The organism is Armatimonadota bacterium (assembly GCA_031081675.1).
In the GTDB taxonomy this organism is placed as follows: Bacteria; Sysuimicrobiota; Sysuimicrobiia; order Sysuimicrobiales; family Kaftiobacteriaceae; genus Calidihabitans; species Calidihabitans tengchongensis.
Map to the genome: position 1 here is coordinate 1 of JAVHLZ010000016.1, position 26,295 is coordinate 26,295.

At 73.1% G+C, this 26,295-nt stretch carries 29 protein-coding genes; 23 read left to right on the forward strand and 6 right to left on the reverse strand.

Annotated features, from left to right (window positions below):
* A partial coding sequence (locus RB150_07280; protein MDQ7820335.1) for a Glu/Leu/Phe/Val dehydrogenase occupies positions 1–1,085 on the forward strand: 1,085 nt, incomplete at its 5' end.
* Positions 1,086–1,121: 36 nt separating this feature from the next.
* Here the strand turns inward: RB150_07280 and RB150_07285 are convergent.
* Positions 1,122–2,111 (reverse strand): TerC family protein, encoded by a 990-nt coding sequence (locus tag RB150_07285; GenBank protein MDQ7820336.1) that lies wholly within the window; start codon positions 2,109–2,111, stop codon positions 1,122–1,124.
* Positions 2,112–2,326: 215 nt separating this feature from the next.
* Positions 2,327–2,785 (reverse strand): universal stress protein, encoded by a 459-nt coding sequence (locus RB150_07290; protein ID MDQ7820337.1) that lies wholly within the window; start codon positions 2,783–2,785, stop codon positions 2,327–2,329.
* 171 nt (positions 2,786–2,956) lie between these two features.
* On the opposite strand from RB150_07290, the gene RB150_07295 reads away from it, so the two are divergent.
* The 5 genes from RB150_07295 (at position 2,957) to deoC (ending at position 5,969) form a co-directional block, all read left to right on the forward strand.
* Positions 2,957–3,451, forward strand: coding sequence for a ferritin-like domain-containing protein (locus RB150_07295; GenBank protein MDQ7820338.1), 495 nt, complete (start codon positions 2,957–2,959; stop codon positions 3,449–3,451).
* Positions 3,452–3,636: 185 nt separating this feature from the next.
* Positions 3,637–4,113 carry a universal stress protein gene (locus RB150_07300; GenBank protein MDQ7820339.1) on the forward strand — a complete coding sequence of 159 codons (477 nt, stop codon included), beginning with the start codon at positions 3,637–3,639 and terminating at the stop codon, positions 4,111–4,113.
* 13 nt (positions 4,114–4,126) lie between these two features.
* On the forward strand, positions 4,127–4,582 hold the full coding sequence (locus RB150_07305; protein MDQ7820340.1) for a universal stress protein: 456 nt from the start codon (positions 4,127–4,129) through the stop codon (positions 4,580–4,582).
* Positions 4,583–4,587: 5 nt separating this feature from the next.
* Positions 4,588–5,307 carry a CBS domain-containing protein gene (locus tag RB150_07310; GenBank protein ID MDQ7820341.1) on the forward strand — a complete coding sequence of 240 codons (720 nt, stop codon included), beginning with the start codon at positions 4,588–4,590 and terminating at the stop codon, positions 5,305–5,307.
* Entirely contained in the window at positions 5,304–5,969 is a 666-nt protein-coding gene (gene deoC / locus RB150_07315; protein ID MDQ7820342.1) for a deoxyribose-phosphate aldolase, read from the forward strand. Before RB150_07310 ends, deoC begins: the two co-directional genes overlap by 4 nt.
* A gap of 24 nt (positions 5,970–5,993) precedes the next feature.
* Here deoC and RB150_07320 read toward each other — a convergent pair whose 3' ends face one another.
* The gene (locus tag RB150_07320) at positions 5,994–6,692 is read right to left on the reverse strand and encodes a dienelactone hydrolase family protein (protein ID MDQ7820343.1); all 699 of its coding nucleotides are present in this window, start codon (positions 6,690–6,692) and stop codon (positions 5,994–5,996) included.
* Between the two features lie 34 nt (positions 6,693–6,726).
* Here RB150_07320 and RB150_07325 point away from each other — a divergent pair, with 34 nt between their 5' ends.
* From RB150_07325 to RB150_07340, 4 genes are all read left to right on the forward strand, one after another.
* Positions 6,727–7,719, forward strand: coding sequence for a CapA family protein (locus RB150_07325; GenBank protein MDQ7820344.1), 993 nt, complete (start codon positions 6,727–6,729; stop codon positions 7,717–7,719).
* Positions 7,720–8,039: 320 nt separating this feature from the next.
* Positions 8,040–8,975: a ribokinase gene (gene rbsK / locus RB150_07330; protein MDQ7820345.1), complete on the forward strand. Its 936-nt coding sequence runs from the start codon at positions 8,040–8,042 to the stop codon at positions 8,973–8,975.
* Positions 8,976–9,042: 67 nt separating this feature from the next.
* Positions 9,043–9,453 carry a CBS domain-containing protein gene (locus RB150_07335; protein MDQ7820346.1) on the forward strand — a complete coding sequence of 137 codons (411 nt, stop codon included), beginning with the start codon at positions 9,043–9,045 and terminating at the stop codon, positions 9,451–9,453.
* 5 nt (positions 9,454–9,458) lie between these two features.
* Entirely contained in the window at positions 9,459–9,908 is a 450-nt protein-coding gene (locus tag RB150_07340; protein ID MDQ7820347.1) for an OsmC family protein, read from the forward strand.
* A gap of 40 nt (positions 9,909–9,948) precedes the next feature.
* Here the strand turns inward: RB150_07340 and RB150_07345 are convergent, their stop codons facing one another.
* Entirely contained in the window at positions 9,949–10,230 is a 282-nt protein-coding gene (locus RB150_07345) for a hypothetical protein (protein MDQ7820348.1), read from the reverse strand.
* A 5-nt stretch (positions 10,231–10,235) separates the two neighbouring features.
* Entirely contained in the window at positions 10,236–10,634 is a 399-nt protein-coding gene (locus tag RB150_07350; protein MDQ7820349.1) for a hypothetical protein, read from the reverse strand.
* A gap of 227 nt (positions 10,635–10,861) precedes the next feature.
* On the opposite strand from RB150_07350, the gene RB150_07355 reads away from it, so the two are divergent.
* From RB150_07355 to RB150_07405, 11 genes are all read left to right on the forward strand, one after another.
* Positions 10,862–11,455, forward strand: coding sequence for a 2-oxoacid:acceptor oxidoreductase family protein (locus RB150_07355; GenBank protein ID MDQ7820350.1), 594 nt, complete (start codon positions 10,862–10,864; stop codon positions 11,453–11,455).
* Positions 11,424–11,714 (forward strand): 4Fe-4S binding protein, encoded by a 291-nt coding sequence (locus tag RB150_07360; GenBank protein ID MDQ7820351.1) that lies wholly within the window; start codon positions 11,424–11,426, stop codon positions 11,712–11,714. Before RB150_07355 ends, RB150_07360 begins: the two co-directional genes overlap by 32 nt.
* Positions 11,711–12,895 (forward strand): pyruvate ferredoxin oxidoreductase, encoded by a 1,185-nt coding sequence (gene porA / locus RB150_07365; GenBank protein MDQ7820352.1) that lies wholly within the window; start codon positions 11,711–11,713, stop codon positions 12,893–12,895. Before RB150_07360 ends, porA begins: the two co-directional genes overlap by 4 nt.
* A 12-nt stretch (positions 12,896–12,907) precedes the next feature.
* Positions 12,908–13,846: a thiamine pyrophosphate-dependent enzyme gene (locus tag RB150_07370; GenBank protein ID MDQ7820353.1), complete on the forward strand. Its 939-nt coding sequence runs from the start codon at positions 12,908–12,910 to the stop codon at positions 13,844–13,846.
* A 30-nt stretch (positions 13,847–13,876) separates the two neighbouring features.
* Positions 13,877–16,600 (forward strand): GNAT family N-acetyltransferase, encoded by a 2,724-nt coding sequence (locus RB150_07375; protein MDQ7820354.1) that lies wholly within the window; start codon positions 13,877–13,879, stop codon positions 16,598–16,600.
* Positions 16,601–16,737: 137 nt separating this feature from the next.
* Positions 16,738–18,039, forward strand: a complete 1,302-nt coding sequence (locus RB150_07380; GenBank protein MDQ7820355.1) for a PTS ascorbate transporter subunit IIC — start codon at positions 16,738–16,740, stop codon at positions 18,037–18,039.
* Between the two features lie 3 nt (positions 18,040–18,042).
* On the forward strand, positions 18,043–18,348 hold the full coding sequence (locus RB150_07385) for a PTS sugar transporter subunit IIB (protein ID MDQ7820356.1): 306 nt from the start codon (positions 18,043–18,045) through the stop codon (positions 18,346–18,348).
* On the forward strand, positions 18,339–19,070 hold the full coding sequence (locus RB150_07390; GenBank protein MDQ7820357.1) for an SIS domain-containing protein: 732 nt from the start codon (positions 18,339–18,341) through the stop codon (positions 19,068–19,070). The genes RB150_07385 and RB150_07390 overlap by 10 nt, the downstream gene beginning before the upstream one ends.
* 5 nt (positions 19,071–19,075) lie before the next feature.
* Positions 19,076–20,221 carry an N-acetylglucosamine-6-phosphate deacetylase gene (nagA, locus tag RB150_07395; GenBank protein ID MDQ7820358.1) on the forward strand — a complete coding sequence of 382 codons (1,146 nt, stop codon included), beginning with the start codon at positions 19,076–19,078 and terminating at the stop codon, positions 20,219–20,221.
* Positions 20,218–21,276 (forward strand): SIS domain-containing protein, encoded by a 1,059-nt coding sequence (locus RB150_07400; GenBank protein ID MDQ7820359.1) that lies wholly within the window; start codon positions 20,218–20,220, stop codon positions 21,274–21,276. Before nagA ends, RB150_07400 begins: the two co-directional genes overlap by 4 nt.
* Positions 21,277–21,378: 102 nt before the next feature.
* Positions 21,379–21,867: a CHRD domain-containing protein gene (locus RB150_07405; GenBank protein ID MDQ7820360.1), complete on the forward strand. Its 489-nt coding sequence runs from the start codon at positions 21,379–21,381 to the stop codon at positions 21,865–21,867.
* Positions 21,868–21,929: 62 nt separating this feature from the next.
* On the opposite strand, the gene RB150_07410 is transcribed toward RB150_07405, so the two are convergent.
* Positions 21,930–22,346 carry a cytochrome D1 domain-containing protein gene (locus RB150_07410; GenBank protein ID MDQ7820361.1) on the reverse strand — a complete coding sequence of 139 codons (417 nt, stop codon included), beginning with the start codon at positions 22,344–22,346 and terminating at the stop codon, positions 21,930–21,932.
* A 480-nt stretch (positions 22,347–22,826) separates the two neighbouring features.
* Here RB150_07410 and RB150_07415 point away from each other — a divergent pair, with 480 nt between their 5' ends.
* Positions 22,827–23,255, forward strand: a complete 429-nt coding sequence (locus RB150_07415; GenBank protein MDQ7820362.1) for a hypothetical protein — start codon at positions 22,827–22,829, stop codon at positions 23,253–23,255.
* Between the two features lie 123 nt (positions 23,256–23,378).
* Positions 23,379–26,096: an aconitate hydratase AcnA gene (gene acnA, locus RB150_07420; GenBank protein MDQ7820363.1), complete on the forward strand. Its 2,718-nt coding sequence runs from the start codon at positions 23,379–23,381 to the stop codon at positions 26,094–26,096.
* The last annotated feature ends 199 nt before the right edge of the window (positions 26,097–26,295 follow it).

The following is a 26,295-nucleotide window of genomic DNA, read 5'->3' on the forward strand; positions in this document are numbered from 1 at the left end:
CCGGCTACCGGGTGCACCACAGCACGGTCCTGGGGCCCACCAAGGGCGGCATCCGCTACCATCCCGACGTGACCCTCAACGAGGTCCGGGCCCTGGCCATGTGGATGACCTGGAAGTGCGCCCTGGCCGGCCTGCCTTACGGCGGGGCCAAGGGCGGGGTGGCCTGCGACCCCAAGACTCTGTCCCAGAACGAGCTGGAGCACCTGACCCGCCGGTACGCCACCGAGATTTCGATCCTGATGAGCCCCGAAGGCGACATCCCCGCCCCGGATGTGGGCACCAACCCCCAGGTGATGGCGTGGATCATGGACACCTACAGCATGCACCGGGGCTATTCGGTGCCGGCGGTGGTGACCGGCAAGCCGCTGAGCATCGGCGGCTCCCACGGCCGGGTGGAGGCCACCGGACGGGGGGTCATGCTGTGCGTCCGGGAGGCGGCGCGCCAGATCGATCTGCCTCTGAACGGCGCGCGGGTGGTGGTGCAGGGGTTCGGCAACGTGGGGTCGGTGGCGGCCTACCTGCTGCACGACCTGGGCTGCCGGGTGGTGGCCGTCAGCGACTCCCGGGGCGGAATCTACAACCCGAAGGGACTCGACCCCCGGGAGGTGCTGCGGTACAAACAGACCACCGGATCGGTGGTGGGTTTCCCCGGCGCCGACCGGGTCAGCAACGAGGAACTGCTGGCGCTGCCCTGCGAGGTCCTGATCCCCAGCGCCCTGGAGGGCCAGATTGACGGCCGGATCGCCGAGCGCGTCTCGGCCCGCCTGGTGGCCGAGGGCGCCAACGGGCCCACCACCCCGGACGGAGACGCGGTGCTGGCCGACCGGGGGATCCCGGTCATCCCCGACATCCTGGCCAACGCCGGCGGAGTCATCGTCTCCTACTTCGAGTGGGTGCAGGGGCTGCAGCAGTTCTTCTGGACCGAGGAGGAGGTCAATCACCACCTGGAGCGCATGATGGTCCGGGCCTTCCACAGGGTGTGGCAGGCTGCCGAGGCGCACAAGGTGCGGCTGCGGGTGGCGGCCCTCATTCAGGCCATCAGCCGGGTGGCCGACGCCCTCTACACCCGGGGCATCTATCCCTGACACCCGCGCTGTCGTCCGGCGGGCGGGCCGGGAGCCTCACGACCGCGGGGCATCCGGGTGGGGGACATCCGGAGGCGGGGCGGCGGACGCCCCGCCTCCGGCCGGCGCTCGAACCTCCGGGCGGACCACCGAGGCAGCCGCCGCTGTACCGATCAGGCCGGCCACCACCAGCAGCGACAGCCCGATGGGGATGGGGGCGACCTCGGCCAGGACCATTTTGATCCCCACAAAAACCAGGACCAGCCCCAGTCCCACGTGGAGGTACCGCAGCCGCGCCAGCAGTCCGGCCAGCAGGAAGTACAGGGCGCGCAGGCCCAGGATGGCGAAGATGTTGGACGTGTAGACGATGAACGGGTCCCGGGTCACGGCGAAGATGGCCGGGATCGAGTCCACCGCGAACAGGATGTCGGAGAGCTCCACCGTCACCAGGGCCAGCACCAGCGGGGTCGCCCGGAGTCTGCCCGCCTCGCGCACCGCGAATCGCCCCCCGTGGTAGCGGGCCACCAGCGGCAGGCGGCGCTTCAGCCAGCGGATCACCGGATGGCGTTCGGGATGCACCTCGGGCTCCCGCCCGCGCAGCATGCGGATCCCGGTGATCACCAGGACGGCTCCGAACAGGTAGATGGTCCAGTGAAACGCCGCCAGCAGCGCCGCCCCCGCCAGGATGAAGACCATGCGGAAGGCCACGGCGCCCACAATGCCCCAGAACAGGACCCGGTGCTGGGCCTCGGCGGGCACCCCGAAGTAGCTGAAGATGACCAGGAACACGAAGATGTTGTCGACGCTGAGGGCTTTTTCGATGAGGTAGCCGGTGAGGTACTCCAGGCCGCGCTCGGGCCCGAAGCGCCACCACACCCCGGCGCCCCACAGGAGGGCCAGCGCGATCCAGACCACGCTCCACGCCAGGGCTTCCCGGGGGCGGATCTCATGGGCCCGGCGGTGGAAGACGCCGAGGTCCAGCGCCAGCAACCCCGCGATCAGGAGGGAGAAACCCGCCCACAGCCACGGCGTGCCCACCGACGACATGTCCCCTCTCCTTCCCGGCGGCGGGTCTCCAGACGCATCGGGGGCGAGACCTCCGCCGCAATCCTGCAGCGAAGGTCTCGCCCCCGCGCGCTCCGGGACGCCCGGGCGTCCCGGCATATCCTGGCGGGAGGCCGGGCCGGATCCCTGCGGATCGTGATGACGGCCCGGCCACGGAGGGGTGCTCCGAGGCTACTCCCCTTCGGGCTTACGATAGGTTACTCCTGGCGGACCGTCAAGACCGGTACGGGGCTGTGGCGGACCACGTGCTCGGCCACGCTGCCGAAGAAGACGTGGGCCAGCCCCGTGCGGCCGTGGGTGCCCACCACGATCAGGTCGGCTCCCACCTCCCGGGCGACGTCCAGGATGGTGGTCCGGGGGCTGCCCTCCCGCAGCAGGGTCCGGGCCCGGGGGTGGCGGGCCGCCAGCTTGGTCATCTCGCTGCTGGCCTCGCTGCGCAGGCGGTCCATCAGCTGTCCCACCGCCGGCATGGCCGCCAGTTCCGTGGGCAGCCCCGCCGCCCCGGCCAGGCTGAGGTCCAGGACATGAAGGATGACCAGCTCGGCGCCAAACGCGTCCGCCAGGGTCCGCGCCCACAGGAGCGCCCGTTCGGCTCCGGGGGAGAAGTCGGTGGCCGCCAGAATGCGCCGGACGTGGATCGGGCCGGTTGGCTGCATGCCATCACCTCGTGGGCCGGTCGTGTCCCTGGGATCTTCGGCGCCGGGGGCCGGTCCTCCGCCCGGCGGGAGGATGGAAGTCCGGGCGGCGGAGGGGTTTCCCCGGACGGGGGGGACGGGCTATGATCGCACCGGACCCGTCACACTCCACACACATGGGAGGGATCGCGCATGGGTGAAAAAGGGCGCGCCATCGTGGAGGTCAACGTGGACGAGCTGGTCCAGCAGCTGCGCCGGGCCTACCTGGACGAGCTGCTGGCGTTTTACTCCTACTGGATCACCGCGCAGGTGGCGGAAGGGTTCCACGGGGAGGAGCTGACCGAGCACTTCAAGGAGGAGGCCATGGACGAGCTGGGCCACGCCGAGAAGCTGGCCCGCCGGATCATCGAGCTCGGGGGCGACCCGGTGGTACACCCCCGGGAGTGGGAGGCGGGCGCCAACGGGCCCTGGACGGCTCCCCGCCGCGACTGGAGCGACGCCGAGGGGATGGTGGAAGACCAGATCCGGGCCGAGCGCGCCGCCATCGACGCCTACAACCGTCTGGCCAAGATGACCTTTGGCAAGGACCCCGTGACCTACGCCCTGGCCAGCAGCCTGCTGGCCGACGAGGTCCGCCACGAGGAGTTTCTGGAGAACCTGGTGGCCCGGCGGCCCGCGCGGGCCTGACCGGGTCACGTTTTTGTCCCGGCGCGGCGGGCTGGACCGCCCGCCGCGCCGGCCCTTTCTGGCGTAGCCTCGCCGGACCGGTCCTCGGGCCGGGGACCGAGACCCAATTCGGGCGGGCGTCCGATGGCCGGGCGCCGTGCCGGGACGTACCGTGGAGGCGGAAGCCCAGACGGGAGGCGACATCCATGGAGCGCGTCCGCCGGGTGCTGGTGGCCACCGACCTCTCCGACACGGCGCCGGTCCTGCTGGCCCAGGCCGTCGGTCTGGCCGAGCGCTGGCGCGCCGAGCTGGTGGTGGTGCACGTCTTCGACCCCGAGGAGTACGAGAGGCTGCTGGGAGACACCGGGATGCCCGTGGACGAGTACGTGGACCACCTGCGGGCGGAGATGCGGGACGCCCTGGCGGAGGCCGGCATCGGCGACACCGACGTGTCGGTGCGCCTGGAGGTCATCGAAGACCGCGACGTGGCGGGGGCGATTGTCTCGGCGGCGAACCGCCTGGGCGCCGACCTGGTCGTGGTGGGGGCGCGGCCGCGCCGCGGCCTGCCGGCGCTGCGGCCCGGGGTGGCGGACGCCGTCCTCCGCCGCGCCGGCCGGCCTGTCCTGGTCGTTCCCCACACGTCCCTCCGGGTCGGCCCGCAGGTCCTGGCCGCCGCCTCCTGACGGGAGGCCTGCGATGCGGCAGCGGATCCTGGTGCCGGTGGACCTGTCGGCCTTGTCGGACGCGGTGGTGGAGGCGGCAGCAGACCTGGCGCGTCCGCTGGGGGCGGAACTGCGGATCCTCCACGTCTTCACCCCTGACGACGTGGCCGACGCCCAGAGGGAGAGAGGAGACACCCCGCAGAGGTTTGTGGAGCGGCTGGAAGAGTCCCTGCGGGATCTCGTTCGGCGGCGCGGTGTCCAGGCGGACGTGGAGGTCTGCCAGGGGTGGTCGGTTCCCGAGCAGATCCTGGAGACGTCGCGCCGGTGGGGCGCCACCTTCATCGTGATGGGGACCCACGGCCGACGGGGGTGGAGGCGGGTCCTGCTGGGCAGCGTGGCGGAGGAGGTCTTGCGCCACGCCTCCTGTCCCGTCCTGGTGATTCCCGCCGGCGCACGGCGGGACTCCCGGCCGGCCGCGGTGGCGGGGTGAGACAGATGGACGAGGTCGGACGGACCGAGCTGGTCCGCGCGGGGCGCATCCGCCTGCGGGCGAAGGACGTGATGACCTCGCCGGTGATCACGGTGCGGCCGGACACGCCGATCAAGGATGTGGCCGCGCTGATGGCCGCCCACCACATCAGCGGTGTGCCGGTGGTCACCGACCAGGGGGAGCTGGTGGGCATCATCACCGAGGCCGACCTGCTCCTCGCCGAAGCCCGCGGGTTCCGGCGGCCGGCGCGCCTGGCGCCGGTGGGGGAGGCCCGGCCGCGCCTGCGGGCCCGGGACCTGATGACCTCCCCGGTGGTGACGGTGGACGAGGAGGCGCCGCTGTCCGAGGTGGCGTCCCTGATGGTCCGCCGTCAGATCAACCGGGTGCCGGTGATGCGCGGCGGGCGGCTGGTGGGCATCGTCAGCCGCGCCGACATCGTCCGGGCCCTGGCCCGTTCGGACGAGGAGATCGCCGCAGCGGTGCGGGAGAGCTTGCTGCACGACCTGTGGGTGGACACCAGCCGGCTGACGGTCGAGGTGCGCCAGGGCGTGGTGATCCTCGAGGGCGAGGTAGATCGCTGGTCCGAAAAGCAGCTGGTGGAGCGGTGGGTGGCCGCCGCCGACGGGGTGGTGGGGGTGGAGAACCGTCTGACCTACCGGTTTGACGACCGTCGGGCCTCCCTGGGCGACCTGTGGCCCGAGCCCCGGGTGGGAGGAGCGCGATGACGCCTGCCGAGCTGGCACGCCGCATCGAGCACGCCGTGCTGGGCCCCCAGACGACCGCCGCCGACGCCGGGGAGGCCGCAGGGCTGGCCCGGCGGTGGGGCGTCCGGGCCCTCGTGGTCAAACCCTGCTACGTGCCCGTGGCGGTGCGGGCCCTGGAGGGCTCACCCGTCCGGGTGGTCACGGTGGTGGGGTTCCCCCACGGAGGCCAGACCACGGAGGCCAAGGTGGCCGAGGCGCGCCAGGCGGTCGCCCAGGGCGCGGCCGAGGTGGACATGGTGATCAACATCGGGGCCCTGCGGGAGCGCGATCTGGGTCGGGTGTTCTACGACATCCGGGCTGTGGTGGAGGCCGCCGGCCGGCCGGTCAAGGTGATCCTGGAAACGGGCTATCTGACTGACGCCGAGAAGCGCCTGGGCGCGCGCCTGGCCGCCCGGGCGGGGGCCGCCTACGTCAAGACCAGCACCGGATTCGGCCCGGCGGGGGCGACGGTCGCCGACGTGGCCCTGCTGCGCCGCATCGTCCCGCGGTCGGTCGGGGTGAAAGCCGCCGGAGGCATCCGGTCCTACCGCGACGCCCTGGCGTTGCTGGACGCGGGAGCGGACCTTCTGGGCACCAGCGCCACCGAGGCGATCCTTCAGGAGGCCGCGGCGCACGCCGCCTGAGACAGCCGGGGATCCGGAATGCGATCAGGCATCGGGGGCCGGTGAGCGGGGGCTGCCCGGGGCGGAGGACAGGTGCTGGAGAAACCACTCCGCCGCCAGCCCGGCCACCCGGTCGAGCGCTCCGGGCTCCTCGAACAGGTGGCCCGCGCCGGGAACGATCTCCAGTCGCGCGGGACCGCCCAGCAGCGCCAGGGCCTGCCGGTTCAGGTCCAGGACCGGCAGGTCCCGCCCGCCCACGATCAGCAGGGTCGGCGCCGTCACTCGCGGCAGGATGTCGGCCGCCAGGTCGGGCCGACCTCCCCGCGACACCACGGCCGCAACCCGGTCGGGCCGCTCGGCAGCGGCCCGCAGGGCGGCCGCCGCGCCGGTGCTGGCCCCGAACAACCCCAGGGGCAGGGGCGCAGTCTGCGGATCCCGCTCCACCCACCGCACGATGTCCAGCAGGCGGCGGCCCAACAGCGGGATGTCAAAGCGCAGGTGGGCTGTGGCCCGATCCACGTCTTCTTCCTCGGGCGTCAGGAGGTCGATCAGCAGTGTCGCCAGCCCGGCGTCCTGCAACCGGCGGGCGACGTACCGGTTGCGGGGGCTGTGGCGGCTGCTGCCGCTGCCATGGGCGAAGGCCACCACTCCCCGGGCGGCGGCGGGGATCGCCAGGTCGCCGTCCAGGGCACCTCCTTCCACGGGGACCCGGACGGAGCGCACCACGACGGCGGCGTCTGTCATTCCACCACCATTATGCGCTATTCTCGGGGCGGTGATGCGCCTGGGACTGGCCGGTGACGTGATGCTGGGACGGCTGGTGGACCGTTATGTCCTGGCCGACCCGGCGGTGGACCCCGGCTGGGTATGGGGTGATACCCTGGACCTGTGGCGGCGGGTCGACCTGCGCCTGGTGAACCTGGAGTGCGTGATCGCCACGGGCGGGTCCCCCTGGGTCCCCAAGGTGTTTCACTTCCGGGCGCGGCCGCGGGCCCTGGACGCCCTGCGGGCCGCAGGGATCCACTGCGTGAGCCTGGCCAACAATCACGTGCTGGACTTCGGGTACGACGCCCTGCGGGAATGCCTGGCGCTGCTGCGCGGCGGCAGCATCCGCTACGCCGGCGCCGGGGAGACCCTGCAGGAGGCCATGGCGCCGGCGCTCATGGTGGCCGGTGGCCGGACGGTGGCGGTGGTCGCCCTCACCGACAACGAGCCCGACTGGGAGGCGGGGCCGGACCGCCCGGGCGTCTTCTACGTGGCCGGCGACGATCGCGGCCTGCGGCCGCCGTACCGGGAGCGCGTGCGCCGGGCGCTGGAGCGCGCCCGACGCGAGGCCGGGTTCGTGATCGTCTCCGGTCACGTGGGCCCGAACTGGGGTCCGCCCACCCCGGCCATGCGGGCTCTGGCGCGCCAGCTGGTGGACCTGGGCGCCGACCTGTACTGGGGGCACTCCAACCACACGGTGCAGGGCATCGAGTGGTACCGGGGGCGCCCCCTCCTGTACTCCACGGGCGACTTCATCGACGACTATGCGGTGGATCCCGAGGAGCGCAACGACCTGTCCTGCTTCTTTGAGGTCCTGACCGACGGCGCCCGCGCGGCGCAGATCCGCCTCCATCCGGTGCGCATCGCCACCTTCCGCGCCACTCGGGCCCGGGGCGAGGACGTGACCTGGCTGCACCGCTGGCTGCGGGCCCGGATGGAGGAGTGCGGCACGCGGATTTTCTTCGACGGCGACGTGGGGGTGGTCGAGCGGCCCGACAGCAACTAACCTCGGCCACTCGGGGTCGTCATGGGATCGGACCATCGCGCTCGCTGTGGGACCGGATCATGGCCGCTCCGGAGGCGGTTACTATCCGGCCTTGGGTGAGCGTTACTGCCCGATCTTACTACTTCCCCAAGTGACCGAGGCACTTTCCAAAGTACCCTGCGGGCCCCCGCCGCGTCAATCCGGAAGATGTGTTCGAGGTCTGTGGATAGAGAGAGGGAAGATGGCATTGAGCGCCCGGCGCTCTGAGTACGCAGCCGCCGGGGCGCCCGGGATGGGGATCTCCTCCGGGGCGCGAAGAGGTGAGGGCGGGGGAGGACGGCATGGTGCGGATTGCGGTGGTGGGCAGCGCCAACATGGACCTGGTGGTGACCGCTCCCCGGCTGCCCCAGGTGGGGGAGACGGTGATCGGGGGAACCTTTGCCACCTTTCCCGGAGGCAAGGGGGCCAACCAGGCGGTGGCCGCGGCCCGGCTGGGAGCGTCCGTGGCGATGGTGGGACGGGTGGGCGCAGACGCGTTCGGGCGCGCCCTGCGGGACGGGCTGGCCGCCGAAGGAGTCGACGTCCGCCACCTGCGGGAGGACCCGCAGGCCAGCACCGGCGTGGCCCTGATCACCGTGGACCAGGCAGGACGCAACACCATCGTGGTGGCCAGCGGCGCCAACATGCGGGTCAGCGCCGACGACGTGGAGGCCGCCCGGGATGTCCTGGCCGCCAGCCAGGTGGTGCTGCTCCAGCTGGAGGTGCCGGTGCCGGTGGTTCTCCACGCGGCGCGGCTTGCGTCGGAGGCCGGGTGCCGGGTGATCCTGGATCCGGCGCCCGCCCCCGCCGACCCGCTGCCTGAGTCCCTGTACCGGCTGCTGACGGTGATCAACCCCAACGAAGTGGAAGCCCGGGCGCTGACGGGCGTGGATCCCGCCGACGCCGACGGCGCCCGGCGGGCGGCCGACACGCTGCTGGCGCGCGGCTGCCGGGCTGCGGTGATCAAGCTCGGCGAGCGCGGGTCCTATGTGGCCGCGGACGGGGTGCGGGAGCTCGCGCCGGCTGTGCCGGTGCAGGCCGTGGACACGACGGCGGCCGGCGACGCCTTTGCGGCGGCGCTGGCGGTGGCGCTCGCCGAAGGGCGGGACCTGCGCGGTGCCGTACGATTTGCCACCGTGGCGGCCGCCGTGTCGGTGACCCGTGCGGGCGCCCAGCCGTCCATGCCCCGGCGCGAGGAGGTTCTGGCCCTGGCGCGTGAGGCCGGGGTGGTACTGTAGGGATGACCCTCCCCGCCGCAGGCAATCTGCGGCGGGCGTGCGGGGGACAGACTCGGGAGGTGGACCGATGGAGGCGCGGGACATCATGACCAAGGATGTGATCACTCTGTCCCCGGACATGAGCGTCGAGGAGGCGACCGACGTCCTGCTGCGCTACCGGATCCACGGGGCGCCGGTCACCACCCCGGAAGGCCAGCTGCTGGGCATGGTGAGCTTCATGGACCTGGCGCGCCGGGCCGGGGAAGACGCCCGGGTCGAGGACATCATGACCCCCGACCCGGTGGTGGCCCAGGAGGACACGCCGGTGGAGGAGATCGCGCGGCTGATGCTCGACCAGATGGTGCGCCGGATCCCCATTGTGCGGGCGGGCAAGGTGGTGGGTATCGTCAGCGCCAGCGACATCGTCCAGCTCTTCCTCAACCTGCACGAGGCTCCCCGACCGCGCGGGCCGGAGAGGGCCGCCCGCACGGGGAGGTGACGGCGATGGCCGAGGTGCGGGTGGAGTGGCGGGCGCCGATGGTCTTCGTCGGCGGGCCGGCGGGGGCGGCTCCCGTGCTGATGGACGCCTCCCCCGAGGCGGGCGGCACCGGGGTGGCGCCCTCGCCGATGGAAACGGTTCTGGCCGCCCTGGCGGGCTGCTCGGGGATCGACGTGGTGAGCATCCTGCAGAAGATGCGGGCGCCCCTGGCGGGGCTGCGCATCGACGTGGCGGGGGAGCGGGCGCCTGAGCCGCCCCGGGTCTTCACCGCGATCCGCATGCGGTATACGGCGTGGGGACCGGGGTTGGATCCGGAGGCGGTGCGGCGGGCGGTGGCTCTCTCCCTGGATCGCTACTGCTCGGTGGCGGCGATGTTGCGGGCGACGGCGGCCATCACCCACGAGGTGGTCGTCGCCCCGGGCGACGCTGTGGACCGGCCGCCCGTGGCCTCCTGACGCCGCCGGGGCGCGCCCCTGGCTTCGCGTTGTGGGTGATCTAGGGCGTCTCCGCGGCCCGGCGCGGCGCCAGCAGCCTCTCGGCCAGCGCGAGGATCCAGCGATTCTGCCGCAGGGCCGTCCGGTGATACCGGCGGCTGCGGGCGACCTCCTCGCGTACCGCCTCCAGCGCCCGCCGGTGCGCTCGCGCCTCGCGGCGCGTCGCCTCCCGAGCCGCCCGGACCCTCTGCCATTCGCCCTCCAGCATCCGGGCGTGCTCGTCCGGCCGCCCCACGCCCCGAGGCGGGCTCTCTCCCATCAGGACCTGCTCGTAGCGGGCCATCCCTCTCACCCGGCGCCAGGGTAGGGGGCGGCGGAGGGACGTCCCATCGGGCGCGCGCCCGATTTGGCATCGGGCGCCGGCTGTATTCGGGCAGGGGGGCGGCCGCCCGCGCGGCGGGGAGGCCCCCACAGGGGCAGCAGGCGGTCCACCAGGGCCAGCAGCCATTTGTTGGCCGCCAGGGCCTCCCGGTGATAGCGCCGCTCTTCCGCCATCCGGGACCGGACCTGGTCCAGGACCCGCCGGTGCTGGCGCCGGTCCTCCCGCAACCGCACCCGGGAGGTGGTCAGCGTCCCGCGCTCCTGCTCCAGGGCGCGGCGGTGCTCGGCCCGGGCCTGCTCCAGAAGGAGCCGGGCGTGTCGCACCTCGGCCAGGAAACGCCGGCGGTGTTCGGGAATCTCCAGCATCGGTGTTGAGCGTAGGCGCGGCGCGCCCGGGAGCGGATCGGGCGGAAAGCTGATTTTCGCTCGGGCGCCGACCCGATGGCGGGAGCAACCGACCGCCAAATACCGCCTGCGCCCGATGGTTCCGCCCCGGACCGCGGGCTACGGTGGGAACAGGGCCGTCCGCGGTGTGCCGGGCGGGACTCGATGTCTCCGGCATCCGTGCCGGAGGTGGCGCGGGAGGGTACGGGATGGGCGTGGCCATTCCCCGGATGGACATCCGCTGGCACGGCCGCGGAGGGTTCGGGGCCAAGACCGCGGCGGCACTGCTGGCGGAGTGGGTGATCGACATGGGCGGCTACGGGCAGGCCGCCCCGGAGTTCGGACCCGAGCGGCGCGGGGCTCCGGTGCAGGCGTTCACCCGCATCGGCCCGGATCCCATCCGCCGCCGCGGGCCCATCGAGAGGCCGGACGTGCTGGTGGTCCTGGATCGCGGGCTGCTGCAGGCTCCCGCCACCACCGCCGGGGTGGACGCCCGCACCTGGGTCCTGGTCAACGCGCCCGGCGCCGTGGAGGTGCCGGGGGTCGCCGCCGGGCGGGTGGTGGCGGTGGACGCCTCCCGCATCGCCCGCCAGCACCTGGGCCGGGACATCCCCAACGTCCCCATGCTGGCAGCGGTGGTGGCGGTGCTCCTCCCCGCGCTGCGGGAGCCGTTTGTGACGTGGTTGCCCCGCCGGCTGGCCGCGGAGTTCCGCGAGGAGGTGGTCGCCGCCAACCTGGCGGCGGCCCGGCAGGCCATGGAGGAGGTGGCCCGTGAGCACGCAGGCATCGTGGCGCGCCCTTGACCGCGGCCCGGTCATTGCCGGGGGCACCAGTCGGGCCTTCCTGACCGGGACCTGGCGGACCGAGCGGCCGGTCCTGGACCTGGAGCGGTGCATCCACTGCATGCTGTGCTGGCTGTACTGCCCCGATTCGTCGATCCAGGCCCGGGATGGCCGGGTGGTGGGCATCGACCTGGATCACTGCAAGGGGTGCGGCGTGTGCGCGGCCGTCTGTCCGCCGCGGGCCCACGCCATCGTCATGGTTCCGGAGGGACAGCCATGAGCGTCCTGGCGCCCACCCGCCGGCTGGGACTGACCGGCAACGATGCGGTCGCCCTGGCGTGGAAGCAGATCAACCCCGACGTGGTGGCGGCCTACCCCATCACGCCCAGCACCCAGGTGGTGGAGAAGTTCTCCCAGTACGTGGCCGACGGGGTGGTGCAGACGCAGTTCGTGCCGGTGGAATCCGAGCACTCGGCCCTGTCGGCGTGCGTGGGGGCCGCCGCCTGCGGCGCCCGGGTCATGACGGCGACATCGTCCCAGGGCCTGGCCCTGATGCACGAGATTCTCTACATCGCCGCCGGCCTGCGCCTGCCCATCGTCATGGCGGTGGCCAACCGGGCCCTGTCGGCTCCCATCAACATCCACGGCGATCACAGCGACGCCATGGGGTCCCGCGACAGCGGCTGGCTGCAGCTGTACGCCAAGGATGTGCAGGACGCATACGACCTGACCATCCTGGCCGTCCGGGTGGCGGAGCGGGCGCGGCTGCCGGTCATGGTGGGGCTGGACGGGTTCACCCTCAGCCACAGCCTGGAGGTGGTGGACGTCTACGGCGACGACGCCGTACGGGCGTTCGTGGGGCCGGGGCCCGACGACCACTATCACTTCCTGGACAGTCCCGAGCCGATCACCATCGGCCCGCTGGCCCTGCCGGACTCCTACATGGACTTCCGCCGCGCCCTGGCCGAGGCGGTCGCCCGCTCGGCGGAGATCATCGCCAGGGAGGCGGCGGCGTTCCGCGAGCATTTCGGGCGGTCGCTGCCCGTCTTCGTGGAGCCGGTGGCCATGGAGGCGGCCCGGGCCGCCGTCGTCCTGATGGGGTCGTACGCGGGGGTGGTGGAGGAAGCGGTGCTCCGCTGGCGGGAGGCGGGCCGGGCCGTCGGGCTGGTGCGGCCGGTCGTCTTCCGCCCGTTCCCCGCGGAGGCGCTGCGGGCGGCCCTGGCCGGGGTCGAGCACGTGGTGGTGATGGAACGTGCCGACACCCTGTCCACCCTCGGCGGTCCCCTGGGGGTGGAGCTCCGCGCCGCCCTCTACGGCGCCGTCCGGCGGCCGGTGGTGACCGACGTGATCTTCGGCCTGGGAGGGCGCGAACTGCGGGAGGAAGACCTGGAGCAGGTCGGGCGCCTGGTCGAGGAGGCGCCCGGGGGAGTGCGCTACCTGGGCACCGGCGATGGGGTCTGAGGAGGGGACGCGATGGCGCTGAACCTGCGGGAGCTGTCCAAGCGGGCCGAGGGGCTGGCCCCGGGGCACCGGGCGTGCGCCGGGTGCGGGTTCCCCATGATCATCCGGCTCCTGCTGGCCACCGCCCCGGAACCGGTGGTGGTGGTCAACGCCACCGGCTGCCTGGAGGTGGTGTCCACCATCTACCCGTACTCGGCGTGGCCGGTGCCGTGGCTGCACAACGCCTTCGAGAACGCGGCGGCCACTGCGTCCGGGGTGGAGGCGGCAGCCCGGGCGCTGCAGGCCCGCGGCCGCCTGGCGCGCCGGCCCAAGGTGGTGGCCATCGGCGGCGACGGGGGCACCTACGACATCGGCCTGCAGAGCCTGTCGGGGGCCGCGGAGAGAGGCCACGACTTCCTGTACATCTGCTACAACAACGAAGGCTACATGAACACCGGCATCCAGCGCAGCAGCGCCACCCCTCAGGGCGCCCGCACCACCACCTCTCCCGCGGGCGCCGTGCTGCCGGGCAAGGTGCAGCCCCGCAAGGACCTGACGGAGATCATGGCGGCCCACCGCATGCCCTATGTGGCCCAGGCCAGCATCAGCCACTGGGGCGACCTGGCCAAGAAGCTGCGCCGGGCCCTGACCACCTCCGGCCCGACCTTCATCAACGTCCTGACCCCCTGCCAGCCCGGGTGGGACTACCCGCCCGACCAGCTGGTGGAGATCGCCCGCCTGGCCGTGGAGACCCGCTACTGGCCCCTGTACGAGGTCGAGGACGGCGCGCGCTACCGGCTCACCTACATCCCCCGGGAGCCTCTGCCCGTCCGCGCGTGGCTGGAGAGACAGGGCCGGTTCAAGCACCTGCTGGCGGATGAGGCCCGGGTGGCGGAGCTCCAGGCGTGGGTGGACGACAACTGGGCCCGCCTGACGTCCCGGGCGGCGGCGTCCGGAGAGCGGGTGTCCTGACCACCGGCAGTCGCCCCCGGCCAGCACGCGATGGCCTCGGACCCCCTCCCCTCCCAGCCCACCGCCCGCCGGGCGGTGGACGTGGTTCTGCGGGACGGGACCACGGTCCGGGTACGCCCCGTCCGCAGCGATGACGCCGTGCCCCTGCTGCAGTTCTTCCGGGGGCTCAGCCCGGCCTCGCGCGCCCAGCGGTTCTTCGCCGACGTCTCCGACGACTTCCTGGCCGAGGCCGCCCGGCGCGAGGCCGCCGCCGACGGGGTGCGGCGCGTGGGCCTGGTGGCCACCACGGGCTCGCCCGAGCGCATCATCGGCCACGGCGTGTACGCGCTGGTGGACGGCGACCGGGCCGAGGTGGCGTTCGTGGTGGCCGACGACTATCAGGGCCGCGGGGTGGGGACGATCCTGCTGGCCGAACTGGCGGAGGCGGCGGCCGCCAGCGGCGTCCAGGTCTTCGAGGCCTACGTACTGCCGGCCAACCACCAGATGATCGCCGTCTTCCGGGACTCGGGCTTCCCCATCGAGGTCCGGGCCGGGACGGGAGAGCTGGTGGTCACGTTCCCCACCCAGCTGTCGCCGGAGGCCCTGGAGCGGTTCCGGGAGCGCGACCGCATCGCCGCCATCAACGCGGTGCGCTGGTTCTTCCGGCCCCGCTCCATCGCCGTCATCGGGGCCTCCCGCCAGCGGGGGACCATCAGCGGGGAGGTGTTTCACAACCTGCTCACCAGCGGTTTCCCCGGACCCGTCTATCCGGTGAACCCGGCCGCGGCGGTGGTGCAGTCGGTGCCGGCGTACCGCTCGGTGGAACTGATTCCCGGCCCCGTGGACCTGGCGGTGATCACCGTCCCGGCGGAGCACGTCCTGGAGGTGGCCCGGCAGTGCGCCCGCAAAGGGGTGCGGGCCCTGGTGGTGATCTCGGCCGGCTTCGCCGAGATCGGGGAGGAGGGGCGGCAGAGGCAGCGCCAGTTGGTGGAGATCTGCCGGGCGGCCGGCATGCGCCTGGTGGGACCCAACTGCATGGGGATCCTCAGCACCGACCCGGAGTGCCCCCTCAACGCGACCTTCTCCCCGGTGATGCCCCCGCCGGGGAAGATCGGGTTCTACTCCCAGAGCGGGGCCCTGGGGCTGGCCGTGATCGACTACGCGGCGTCCCTGGGGCTGGGGATGTCGGGTTTCGTCAGCATCGGCAACAAGGCCGACATCTCCGGCAACGACCTGCTGGAGTACTGGGAGGCCGACCCGCGGACGACGGTCATCCTCATGTACCTGGAGTCCTTTGGCAACCCCCGCAAGTTCTCGCGCATCGCCCGCCGGGTGGGGCGCTCCAAGCCCATCGTGGTGGTCAAGAGCGGACGCTCCCCGGCCGGGGCCCGCGCCACCTCCTCCCACACGGGGGCGCTGCTGGCAGCCTCGGATATCACCGTGGACGCGCTGTTCCGACAGGCGGGGGTCATCCGGACCGACACCCTCGAGGAGATGTTTGACGTGGCAGCGCTGCTCGCCACCCAGCCTCCGCCCCGGGGGCGGCGGGTGGCGATCGTCACCAACGCCGGCGGGCCGGGCATCCTGTGCGCCGACGCCTGCGAGGCCGAGGGCCTGGTGGTGCCGGTGCTGGAGGAGCGGACCCAATCGCGCCTGCGGGAGATCCTGCCTCCCGAAGCCAGCACCGCCAACCCCGTGGATTTGATCGCCTCGGCCACCCCCGATCAGTACCGGCAGGCGATCCGCATCGTGGCCGACGATCCCCAGGTTGATGCGGTGATCGTGATCTTCATCCCGCCCCTGGTGACCCGCGCCGAGGACGTGGCCGAGGCCATCGTGGCCGCCGCCCGGGAGATCAACGGGCGGACGACGCTGCTGACCGTGTTCATGTCGTCGCGGGGGGTGCCCGAGATCCTGCGCCGCCCCGACGTCGGCCTGCCGTCGTACGCCTTTCCCGAAAGCGCCGCCATCGCCCTCGCCCGGGTGGCCCGCTACGGCGAGTGGCGCGGCCGGCCCCCGGCCGCGCCGGTGGAGCTGGAGGGCCTGCGGCGCGACGAGGCGGCGGCGGTGGTGGCGCAGGCGCTGGGGCGGGGGGAGGGGTGGCTGACCCCCCGGGAGGTGGAGGCGGTGCTGGCTGCCTACGGGCTGCCCCTCGCCCGCCAGCGGGTCGTGGCCAGCCCCGCCGACGCCGCCGCGGCGGCGGAGGAGCTGGGCTGTCCCGTCGCCCTGAAGGCGGTGGCGCCGGGCGTGGTCCACAAGACCGACCTGGGAGGCGTGCGCCTGCGCCTGGAGGGCGCGGAGGCGGTGCGGCGCGCGGCCGAGGAGATGACGCGGGCGCTGGCCGCCGCCGGACACCGGGTGGAGGGGTTCGTGGTCCAGGAGATGGTGCCGGAAGGCGTGGAGATGCTGGTGGGCGTGGTCTCCGACCTCCACTTCGGCCCGGTGGTGGCCTGCGGGGCCGGCGGCGTCATGGTCGAGGTCCTGCGGGACGTCTCGGTGCGCCTGACCCCTCTGGGGCGGGACGACGCCCGCAGCATGATCGAGGAACTGAAGATCGCTCCCGTGCTGCGGGGGTTCCGGGGCCGCCCGCCGATGGACGTGGCGGCCCTGGAGGACGCCATCCTGCGGGTGGCGGCCCTGGTGGAGGACCTGCCCCAGGTGGTGGAGCTGGACTGCAACCCCATCATCGTCCACCCCCACGGCGCCGCGGTGGTGGACGCCCGCATCCGGGTGGCCTCGGTGACGCCCCCGCCGCCGTTCGGATTCGTGCGGTAGCCCGATCAGGACTCCCGGGAGTCGCGGGCGGCTCCCGGCGCGCGCGGGCGGCCATACCCCAGGGGAGGGTGCCGCCGCCGTCGAATCACCGGGCGGGCGAGGTGAGGCAGGCAGACCACACCGAAGGGGGCGATCGCATGCAGTGGTTATCCCAGCTGCTGACGTGGATCGCGAACAACCTCTTCAACCAGGTCGCGATCCTCATCGGGCTGATTGCCCTGGTGGGCTACGCCCTGCAACGGCGGCGCACCGAAGAGGTGGTGGCGGGAGCTCTGCGCGCCACCATCGGCGTCCTCATCCTCTTTGTGGGCATTGACGTCTTCGTCGGCGGCCTGGTGTCCTTTCAGACCATCCTGTCCAGCGCCTTCGGCCTGCGGCCTCCCCAGGCGGCCAAGACCCTGGGGGATTTTCTCCAGGAGCGCGGCGGGTCGGTGGCCCTGATCATCGCCATCGGCTTCCTCATCCACGTGGTGCTGGTGCGGCTTGTCCCCGCCTTTCGCTACGTGTACCTCACCGGCCACCTGATGTTCTGGATCAGCGTGGTGGTGGCCGCGGTGCTGATTGAGGCGTTTCCCGGCATCAGTGCCACGGCCCTGGTGCTGTGGGGCAGCGTCATCGTGGCCTTGTACTGGTCGGTGCAGCCCATGTACATCGCCCGGTACATGCGCCAGGTGATCGGGTCCGACGACTGGGGGTTCGGCCACACCAGTTCGGCCGGGTGCTTCCTGGCGGCGTGGCTGGGCCGCTACGTGGGCAGCCGGGAGACACACGACACCGAGCGGGTGCAGCTGCCCGGGAGGCTGTCGGTGTTCAAGGACATCAACGCCGCCAACGGCATCGTCATCGGGGCCATCATGCTGCTGGGGATTGCCTTTGCCGACAAGGCGCTGGTGCTCGAGCAGGCGCGCAAGTTCAGCCAGACCATTGATCCCTGGGTGTGGGGGATCGTGGTGGGCCTGCGGTTCGCAGCCGGCATCGCCATCCTGCTGTTCGGCGTGCGCATGTTCCTGGCCGAGATCGTGCCGGCGTTCAAGGGCATCAGCGACCGGATCATCCCGGGCAGCAAGCCGGCCCTGGACGTGCCCACGGTCTTTCCCATGGCTCCCACGGCGGTCCTGATCGGCTTCCTGTCGGGGACGGTGGTGTTCCTGATCCTGATGGGTGTCTTCGGCGCCCTGGGGTGGTTCACGCTGGTGCCGCCCATGATCATGCTGTTCTTCCCCGGAGGAGGCGCCGGCGTGTTCGGCAACGCCTTCGGAGGGTGGAGGGGTGCGGTGCTGGGCGGGGTGATCAACGGGCTGTTCCTGGCCATCGGCCAGGCCACCGCCTGGGGGTTGCTGTCCCACACCGCGCCCGAACTGGCGACTCTGGGCGACCCGGACTGGTACATCCTCATCTGGGTGCTGCGCCTGGTCCTGGCGCCGTTTGCGGGGTCGTGACAGGTGCGCGTGACCCGTGACCGTCCGCTGAAGGTCCTGACCGTGTGCGGGGTCGGCATGGGCAGCAGCCTGATCCTGAAGATGACCGCCGAGAAGGCCCTCGCCGAGCTGGGCATCCCCGCCCGGGTGGAGCACGCCGACCTGTCGTCCGCCCGCGGCATGGGTGCCGACGTCATTCTGGCTCAGGGGTTGCACGTGGCCGAGCTGGCGGGGGCGGCTCCGGTGGTCATCGAGGTCCGCAACTTCCTGGACAGCGCCGGGCTGAAGGAGACACTGGCCCGGCGGCTGCGGGAACAGGGATGGCTGTAGCGTCCCCGCCCGCCGGCTCGCGGATGCGGGGTCACCTGGCCCGCGTGGAAGAGACCAACCGGGACGCGGTGGAGCAGGTGGCCCGGGCGATGCTTCAGGTGGTGCGGGCGGATGGGCTGATCTTTCTCGGCGGCACGGGGCATTCGGTGGCCCTGGTCCTGGAAGGGTTTTACCGGGCCGGAGGGCTGGCGTGCGTGTACCCGGTGTACCACCCGGCCCTCCTGCCCCTGGAGGGGGCTGCGGCCAGCACCCAGCTGGAGCGGACGGCGGGGTTGGGTCGGACGCTGGTGCGGCGGGTCGGCCCGACGCCGGCCGACCTGGCGGTGATCTTCTCCCACTCGGGCATCAACCCCGTGCCCGTGGAGATGGCCGAAGAGTTCCGTGCCGCGGGGACCCCCACGGTGGGGGTGGTGTCCCGGGAGCACATGGGCCGGGCCCCCGCCCGCCATCCCTGCCGCCTGGGCGATGTGGTTGACCATCTCCTGGACACCCTCGTCCCGTACGGGGACGCGGCCCTCGACCCGGGCACCGGAACGCCCACCATGCCTCTGTCCACGCTGGCAGGGGTCTTCCTGTGGAACCTGCTGCTGGTCCGGCTGGGCGAACTGGCCGCCGCGTCGGGTGTCGCCCTGCCGGTGTGGGTCAGCGCCAACGTGGAGGGCGGGCAGGAGCGCAACGCCGCCCTCCTGGAGCGGTACCGCAGGCGCGTGCCCCTGCTGTAGCCCGCATGCAGACTCCGCCGGTCCAGGTCATCTCCGCCGGCCGGGTCGTCACTCCCTCGGGAGACCTGACCCCCGGCACCGTGGAGGTCCGCCACGGCCGGATCGCCGCGGTCCGCCGGGGATCGTCGGGCCGGGCGGACGTGGCGGCGCCGGATGGGATCCTGGCTCCGGGCCTGATCGACCTGCAGGTCAACGGCGCCGCCGGGGCCGACTTCCTGACCTGCCGGCGGCCCGCCGACGTGGACCGGGCGCGGCGCTATCTGGCCTCCTGCGGGGTCACCACGTTCCTGCCCACGCTGATCACCTCTCCCCCTGCCGCGCTGGCGGCGGCCCTGGACCGCTGGGAGCGGTGGAGCCGGCTGTCCGGCGGTCCCCGGGTGGGCGGCCTCCACCTGGAAGGGCCGTACCTCAACCCTCAGTACCGGGGCGCGCACCCCGCGCGGTACCTCCGCCCCCCGGACCGCGGCCAGCTGGCCGCCCTGCTGGACCGCCATCCCGGCCTGGTACGCCTGGTCACCCTGGCGCCGGAGCTGCCCGGCGCCGGGGCGCTGATCGGCCTGCTGCGGGAGCGCGGGGTGGCCGTGGCCGCCGGGCATACCGGGGCCACCTACGATCAGGCCCGGGAGGCGTTCGCGGCGGGCGTGAGTCTGGTCACGCACCTCTTCAACGGCATGCGGGCGGTCCACCACCGGGACCCGGGCATCGTCGTCGCCGCGCTGGAGCACGAGGAGGTGGCGGTCAGCCTCATCGCCGACTTCGTGCACGTCCACCCGGCGGTGCTGCGCCTGGCGGCGCGGCTCAAGGGGCCCCGGCGGACGGTCCTGGTGACGGACGCGGTGGCGGCGGCCGGCCTGCGGGGCGGGAGGGCCCGCCTGGGAAGCCGCCGCGTCCGGGTGACCGACGTGCCGCGCCTGGCGGATGGCACCATCGCCGGCAGCGTGCTGGCTCTGGACCAGGCGGTGCGCAACATGGTGGCCCTGGGCTTTCCCCTGCGGGACGTCATCGCCATGGCGTCGTCCACCCCCGCGCGGATTCTGGGCCGGCCCGACCTGGGGCGGATCGCGGTGGGCGGGATCGCCGACCTGGTCCTGTTCGACGCCGGCCTGCGGGTGCGGGCGGTCTGGGTGGGCGGCGAGCGGATCGTGGGATGACGGCGCGGCGACCTCCGGGCGGCTGGATGCTCCGGGAGATCCGCGAGCAGCCCGACGTGTTCGCCCGCCTCGCCCGGCGGGAAGGGGGGACCCTCGCGGCCCTGGGCGCGCGCCTGCGGCGGCGTCCTCCACCCCTGGTGATTCTGGCCGCCCGCGGCACCTCCGACAACGCCGCTCTCTACGGGCGGTACCTCATCGAGACCCGGTTGGGGATTCCGGTGTCCCTGGCGGCACCGTCGGTGGTGACGCTGTACGGGCGGCGCCTGCGGGTGCGGGGAGCGCTGGTGGTGGGTCTGTCCCAGTCCGGCCGGTCTGTGGACGTGGTGGAGTTCGTCCGGGCGGCCCGCTCCGCAGGAGCGCTGACGGTGGCGCTGACCAACGACACCCGCTCACCCCTGGCGCGCGCCGCCCACGAAGTGGTGGGCCTGCAGGCGGGGCCGGAGCGCAGCGTCGCCGCCACCAAGACCTACACGGCCCAGCTCATGTGCCTGAGCCTGCTGGTCGCCCACGCCGCCGCCGACCGCGTCCTGCTCCGGGCCCACGGGGAGCTGCCGGACCTGGCGGCCCGCTCCCTGGGGACCGAGCCGGCGGTGGAGGAGGTGGCCCACCACCTGGCGCGGGCGGGGGAGTGCATCGTCACCTCCCGAGGGTACAACTTCGCCACCGCCCTGGAGGCGGCCCTCAAGCTCAAGGAGGGCGCCCGGGTGGTGGCCGAGGCGCTGTCCTCGGCCGATCTCCTGCACGGTCCCATCGCGGTGGTGAGGCGCGGCTTTCCCGTGCTGGTGATCGCGCCTCCGGGGCGGGTGGCCGCGCACCTGCGGGGCGTCCTGCGGCGCCTGCGGGCGCGGCGCGCCCGGACGGTGGTCCTGTCCTCGGAGGCGGCCCTGCTGGCGGAAGGCACGCAGGCCGTGGCGCTGCCCCCGGTGAGCGAGGAGGCGCTCACCCCGCACGTGTACATCCTCCCCCTGCAGCTGCTGGCCTATCACGTGGCCCGGCGGCGGGGGCTGGACCCCGACCGGCCGCGGGGTCTGCGCAAGGTGACGGCCGTCCTCTGAGATGTCGTTACCGGTTCGTGACAGGAGGCCGTCACCGTTATCCCGAGTTTGCGGTACTCACCGACCCGGCCGGGGGCCGGGATCCTGCGGGGGGAGGACGCGATGACGACAGCCGCCCGTGTGATGGTGCTGGTGGCCCTGGTCGGAGTGCTGGCAGGCCCGGCTCCGGCCCAGGCGCCGCGCGCCCACTTCAGCGCCCTGCTCAGCGGCAGCGAGCAGGTGCCGCCGAACAGCTCGCCCGGATACGGGGTGGCGCTGTTCGAGGTCCAGCCGGGAGGCGCCGCGGTGCGTTACCGGCTCAGCGTGTTCGAGACCACCGACGTGATGATGGCCCACATCCACATCGCCCCGCCCGGCCAGAACGGGCCGGTGGTGGTCTGGCTGTACCCGGCGGCGCCGCCGCCGCGGCTGATTCCGGGCGTCACCAACGGGGTGCTGGGGGAGGGGACGTTCACGGCGGCCAGCTTCATGGGACCTCTGGCGGGCCAGCCCATGAGCGCGCTGCTCACCGCCCTGGCCCAGGGCACCGCCTACGTCAACGTCCACACCCGGGCGAATCCGGGCGGGGAGATCCGGGGGCAGATCCGCTAGGGCGTTCCTTCCGATCGCCGCCTCGGCTCCGCGCCGTCGGCGGGAGGGCGGGCCAGCCTGACTTACCGGTAGGCGCCGTTGTGGTCCAGGCTGTACCGGCCGGGTTGCGGCACGCAGGCGAGGCCGTGCGGCCCCACGCCGACGGAGACCCGGGCCAGCACACGGCCGTCGGCCGTGGAGACCACCGACACGGTGCGGTCAAAGCGGTTGCTGACCCACAGCTCCCGCCCGTCGGGGGACACCTGCATCATGTCGGGGCTGCCCCCCACCCGCCAGGTGGCGACCACCCGGCGCGCGGCGAGGCCGACCACGGAGATCGTCCCCTCCAGGCGGTTGCTGACGTACAGCCACCGCGTGTCGCGGCTGACGTGCAGGCCGTGGGCGCCCCGCCCGGTCGGCAGACAGGCCACCTCCGCCAGGCGCCGGGTGTCCACCAGCGAGATGCCGTGGCGGCCTTGGTCCCGTCGGGCGTGAAGGATAAATTATACGGGTCGCGGACGGACAGGGTCTGGACGGGCGTTCCGCTGCGGGGATCGACGGTCGTCAGGGTGTTGCCGGCGGTGTCGCCCACGTAGACGTTCAGCTGCCCCGGCCAGCCAGCTGCATTTCATCGGCGCGCCTCGTTCGGGCACAAGGATCCCCCCGGACGTATACCCGGCCGGAGGAGTCCCCAGGGCCTGTCGGTCGGAGAGAGGACGGGGTCGAGATCCGGGGCGCACCGCAGTCGCTGGCGGGCGGGAAGGCGCGTGGCCGGCGGGGAGGGCGGTGCGCACGGCGCCTTCCGGGACAGCACCGGGAAGGGAGATCCGACCGTTCCGGCGTCGACGGTCTGGTCGCCCTCCGCCGCCGGCACGCATCCCCATCATGGGCTGCGCCGCCGGCGGCGCCCATCGGGCGGGCGCCGGATTTTGCCTCCCCCGGTGGCGCCGGCCGGGCGGTCGGAATCGGTCCGGCGGCCGATGCCCACCCGCCGAGGCGATCTGGTACGGTTTCCGGTGATGGATGCCGGTACGCGTCCGCTGCGGGTCCTGGTGGCCGACGCCCAGAAGGTGACCCGGGACGCCCTTGCCGCCGTCCTGCGGTCCCTTCCCGACGTGGAAGTGGTGGGCTGCGCCGCCACGATGGAAGAGACGCTGCGCCTGGTGCGGGATGTGTCCCCCGACGTGCTGGTGGTGGACCCCTGGCTGTTCGGCCCCGGCGGTCCCCCCGCCTGCCTGGTCGCCAAACGGCTGCGGCCGGGGATGGTGGTGGTGGCCCTGGTGCCCGACGCGTGGGAGGAGTACCCGCGGGCCGCCCGCGCCGTGGGCGTGGACGCGTGGGTTCCCAAGGACTCCGCGGGACGGGACCTGCCTTCCGTCCTGCGGGCAGCAGCCAGTTCTCCCCGGTGACTCCGCTGCTCTGCGGGACGAGGGGGACGACACTCGCCTCGCACCCCCGCACATGCTGCGCGGGCTGCGCTGTATACTGGTAGAGCGTGACACTCGACGGCCCTATGGCTGTCACCCAGGAGGATGACCGTGGGTGCTGACCTGCGCGCCGCCCGGGCGCAGCTGACCGTGGATGATCGGACGTGGACGTACGCCCCCCTGGAGGCCCTGGCCGCAGATCTGGCCCTCCCGCTGGACAGGCTGCCGATGACGGTCAAGATCCTGCTGGAGAACGTGCTGCGCCACTGCGGCAGGCCGCCGTTTTCCGAGGACGACGTCCGCGCCCTGGCGGCCTGGCAGCCGGCGGTGTCCGATCGCCGGGAGGTTCCCTTCCTGCCGGCCCGGGTCCTGATGCAGGACTTCACCGGGGTGCCGGTGGTGGTGGACCTGGCCGCCATGCGGGATGCCCTGGCGGAACTCGGAGGAGACCCCCGGCGGGTCACCCCGGTGGTCCCCGCCCACCTGGTGATCGACCACTCGGTGCAGGTGGATGTCTTCGGGACGCCCCAGGCGTTTGCGGCCAACGTCCGGTACGAGTACCAGCGGAACCGGGAGCGCTACCAGCTCCTGCGGTGGGCGCAGCAGGCGTTTGAGAACTTGCGGGTGGTGCCGCCGGGCACAGGCATCGTGCACCAGGTCAACCTGGAGTACCTGGCGCAGGTGGTGTGGACCGAGGAGGAGGCCGGCGCCGCCGTGGCCTATCCCGATACGGTGGTGGGCACCGACTCGCACACCACCATGGTCAACGGGCTGGGCGTGCTGGGGTGGGGGGTGGGGGGCATCGAGGCGGAGGCCGTGCTGCTGGGCCAGCCTCTGTACCTGCCGATGCCCGAGGTGGTCGGCGTCCGCCTGACCGGCCGGCTGCCGGAGGGCGCGACGGCCACCGACCTGGTCCTCACGGTCACCCAGCTGCTGCGGGCCGTGGGCGTGGTGGGCAAGTTCGTGGAGTTCTTCGGCCCCGGGCTGGACGCTCTGGCCCTTCCGGACCGGGCCACCGTCGCCAACATGGCTCCCGAGTATGGCGCCACCGCCGCCCTGTTCCCCGTCGACGGCGAGACCCTGGCCTACCTGCGGCTGACGGGCCGGCCTGACCCTCAGGTGGCGCTGGTGGAGGCCTACGCGCGGGCCCAGAGGCTGTTCCGCACCCCGGCGGCGCCGGAGCCGGTCTTTGACCAGGTGGTGGAGCTCGACCTCGGGACGGTGCAGCCCAGCGTGGCCGGCCCCCGCCGCCCGCAGGACCGGGTGCCGCTGTCGGACCTGGGCCGGGCCTTCCGCACGGCGTTCGCCGACCGGATGGCCCCGGCCCCGCGGGGAGGCGGGGCCACGGCGGTGGCCGAGCGGCCCCCGGTGGTCCGGGTCCGCGTCGAGGGCGAGGAGGTCGACCTCACCCACGGCTCGGTGGTGATCGCCGCCATCACCAGCTGCACCAACACCAGCAATCCGGAGGTCATGGTGACGGCCGGACTGCTGGCCCGCAACGCCGTCCAGCGGGGCCTGCGCCGCCACCCGGCCGTCAAGACCAGCCTGGCGCCGGGGTCGAGGGTGGTGACGGCGTACCTGGAGCGGGCCGGGCTGCTGCCGGCGCTGGAGGCCCTGGGGTTCCACCTGGTGGGCTACGGGTGCACCACGTGCATCGGCAACAGCGGGCCGCTGCCTCCGCCGGTGGCTCAGGCCATCCAGGAGCACGACCTGGTGGCGGTGGCCGTGCTCAGCGGGAACCGGAATTTCGACGGCCGCATTCACCCCCTGGTGCGCGCCAGCTACCTGGCCTCGCCGCCCCTGGTGGTGGCGTTTGCGCTGGCCGGGACCGTGGAGGTCGACCTGCTGGCCGATCCCCTCGGCATCGGTCGGGACGGCCGGCCGGTGTACCTGCGGGAGATCTGGCCTACCCGGGAGGAGGTGGCGGAGGTCATCGCCCGGGCGGTGACCCCCGACCTCTTTGCGGACCGCTACCGGGATGTCTACGCCGGAGACGACACCTGGCGGTCCCTTCTAACCGGCGGGGGGGACCGGTACCGGTGGGACCCCGAGTCCACCTACGTGCGCCGGCCCCCGTTCTTCGATGGCCTGACTCCGCAGCCGGGCCCGCTGGCCGACATCGTCGGGGCGCGGGTGCTGGTGTGGGTGGGCGACTCCATCACCACCGACCACATCTCGCCGGCCGGGAGCATCCCTCCCGACAGCCCCGCGGGGCGGTACCTGATCGAGCACGGCGTACAGCCGGCGGATTTCAACACCTACGGCGCCCGGAGAGGCAACCACGAGGTGCTGGTCCGCGGCACGTTCGCCAACGTCCGCCTGCGCAATCGCCTGGCCGGCGGGAGGGAAGGGGGGTGGACCACCCACATCCCCTCCGGCGAGCTGATGACGGTGTACGAGGCTGCCCAGCGGTACCGGAACGAGGGTGTCCCCCTGCTGGTCCTGGCCGGCCGGGAGTACGGCGCCGGGAGTTCGCGGGACTGGGCCGCCAAGGGTCCGGCGCTGCTGGGCGTGCGCGCGGTCCTGGCCGAAAGCTACGAGCGCATCCACCGCAGCAACCTGATCGGCATGGGTATTCTGCCCCTGCAGTTCCTGCCCGGCCAGTCCGCCCAGACCCTGGGGCTGGACGGGACGGAGCTGTACGACATCACCGGTCTGGCCGGGGTGCGGCCGGGCCAGACGCTGCCGGTGCGGGCCCGGCGCGCCGACGGGGGGGAGGTCGCCTTCGAGGTGGTGGCCCGGCTGGACATCCCCGTGGAGGTGGAGTACTTCCGGCACGGGGGCATCCTGCCGTACGTGGCGCGGTTGTTCCTGCGCGACTGACAGGCGCGGCACGACGAGCCGCACGGGGACGGCGGGCTCTCGCCCGCCGGAGGGGCGGACCCTTCACCCAGGTCGTCAGCGAGCTGCCGCCGGCGGTCCCGCACCTGCGGGGGCGGGATCGGCCGCGGGCACCCTGGTCCTCTGAGCCCCCCTGCCCCTTGACATACCATAGGGGGTATGGTATAAGCCCGGTGGGGAG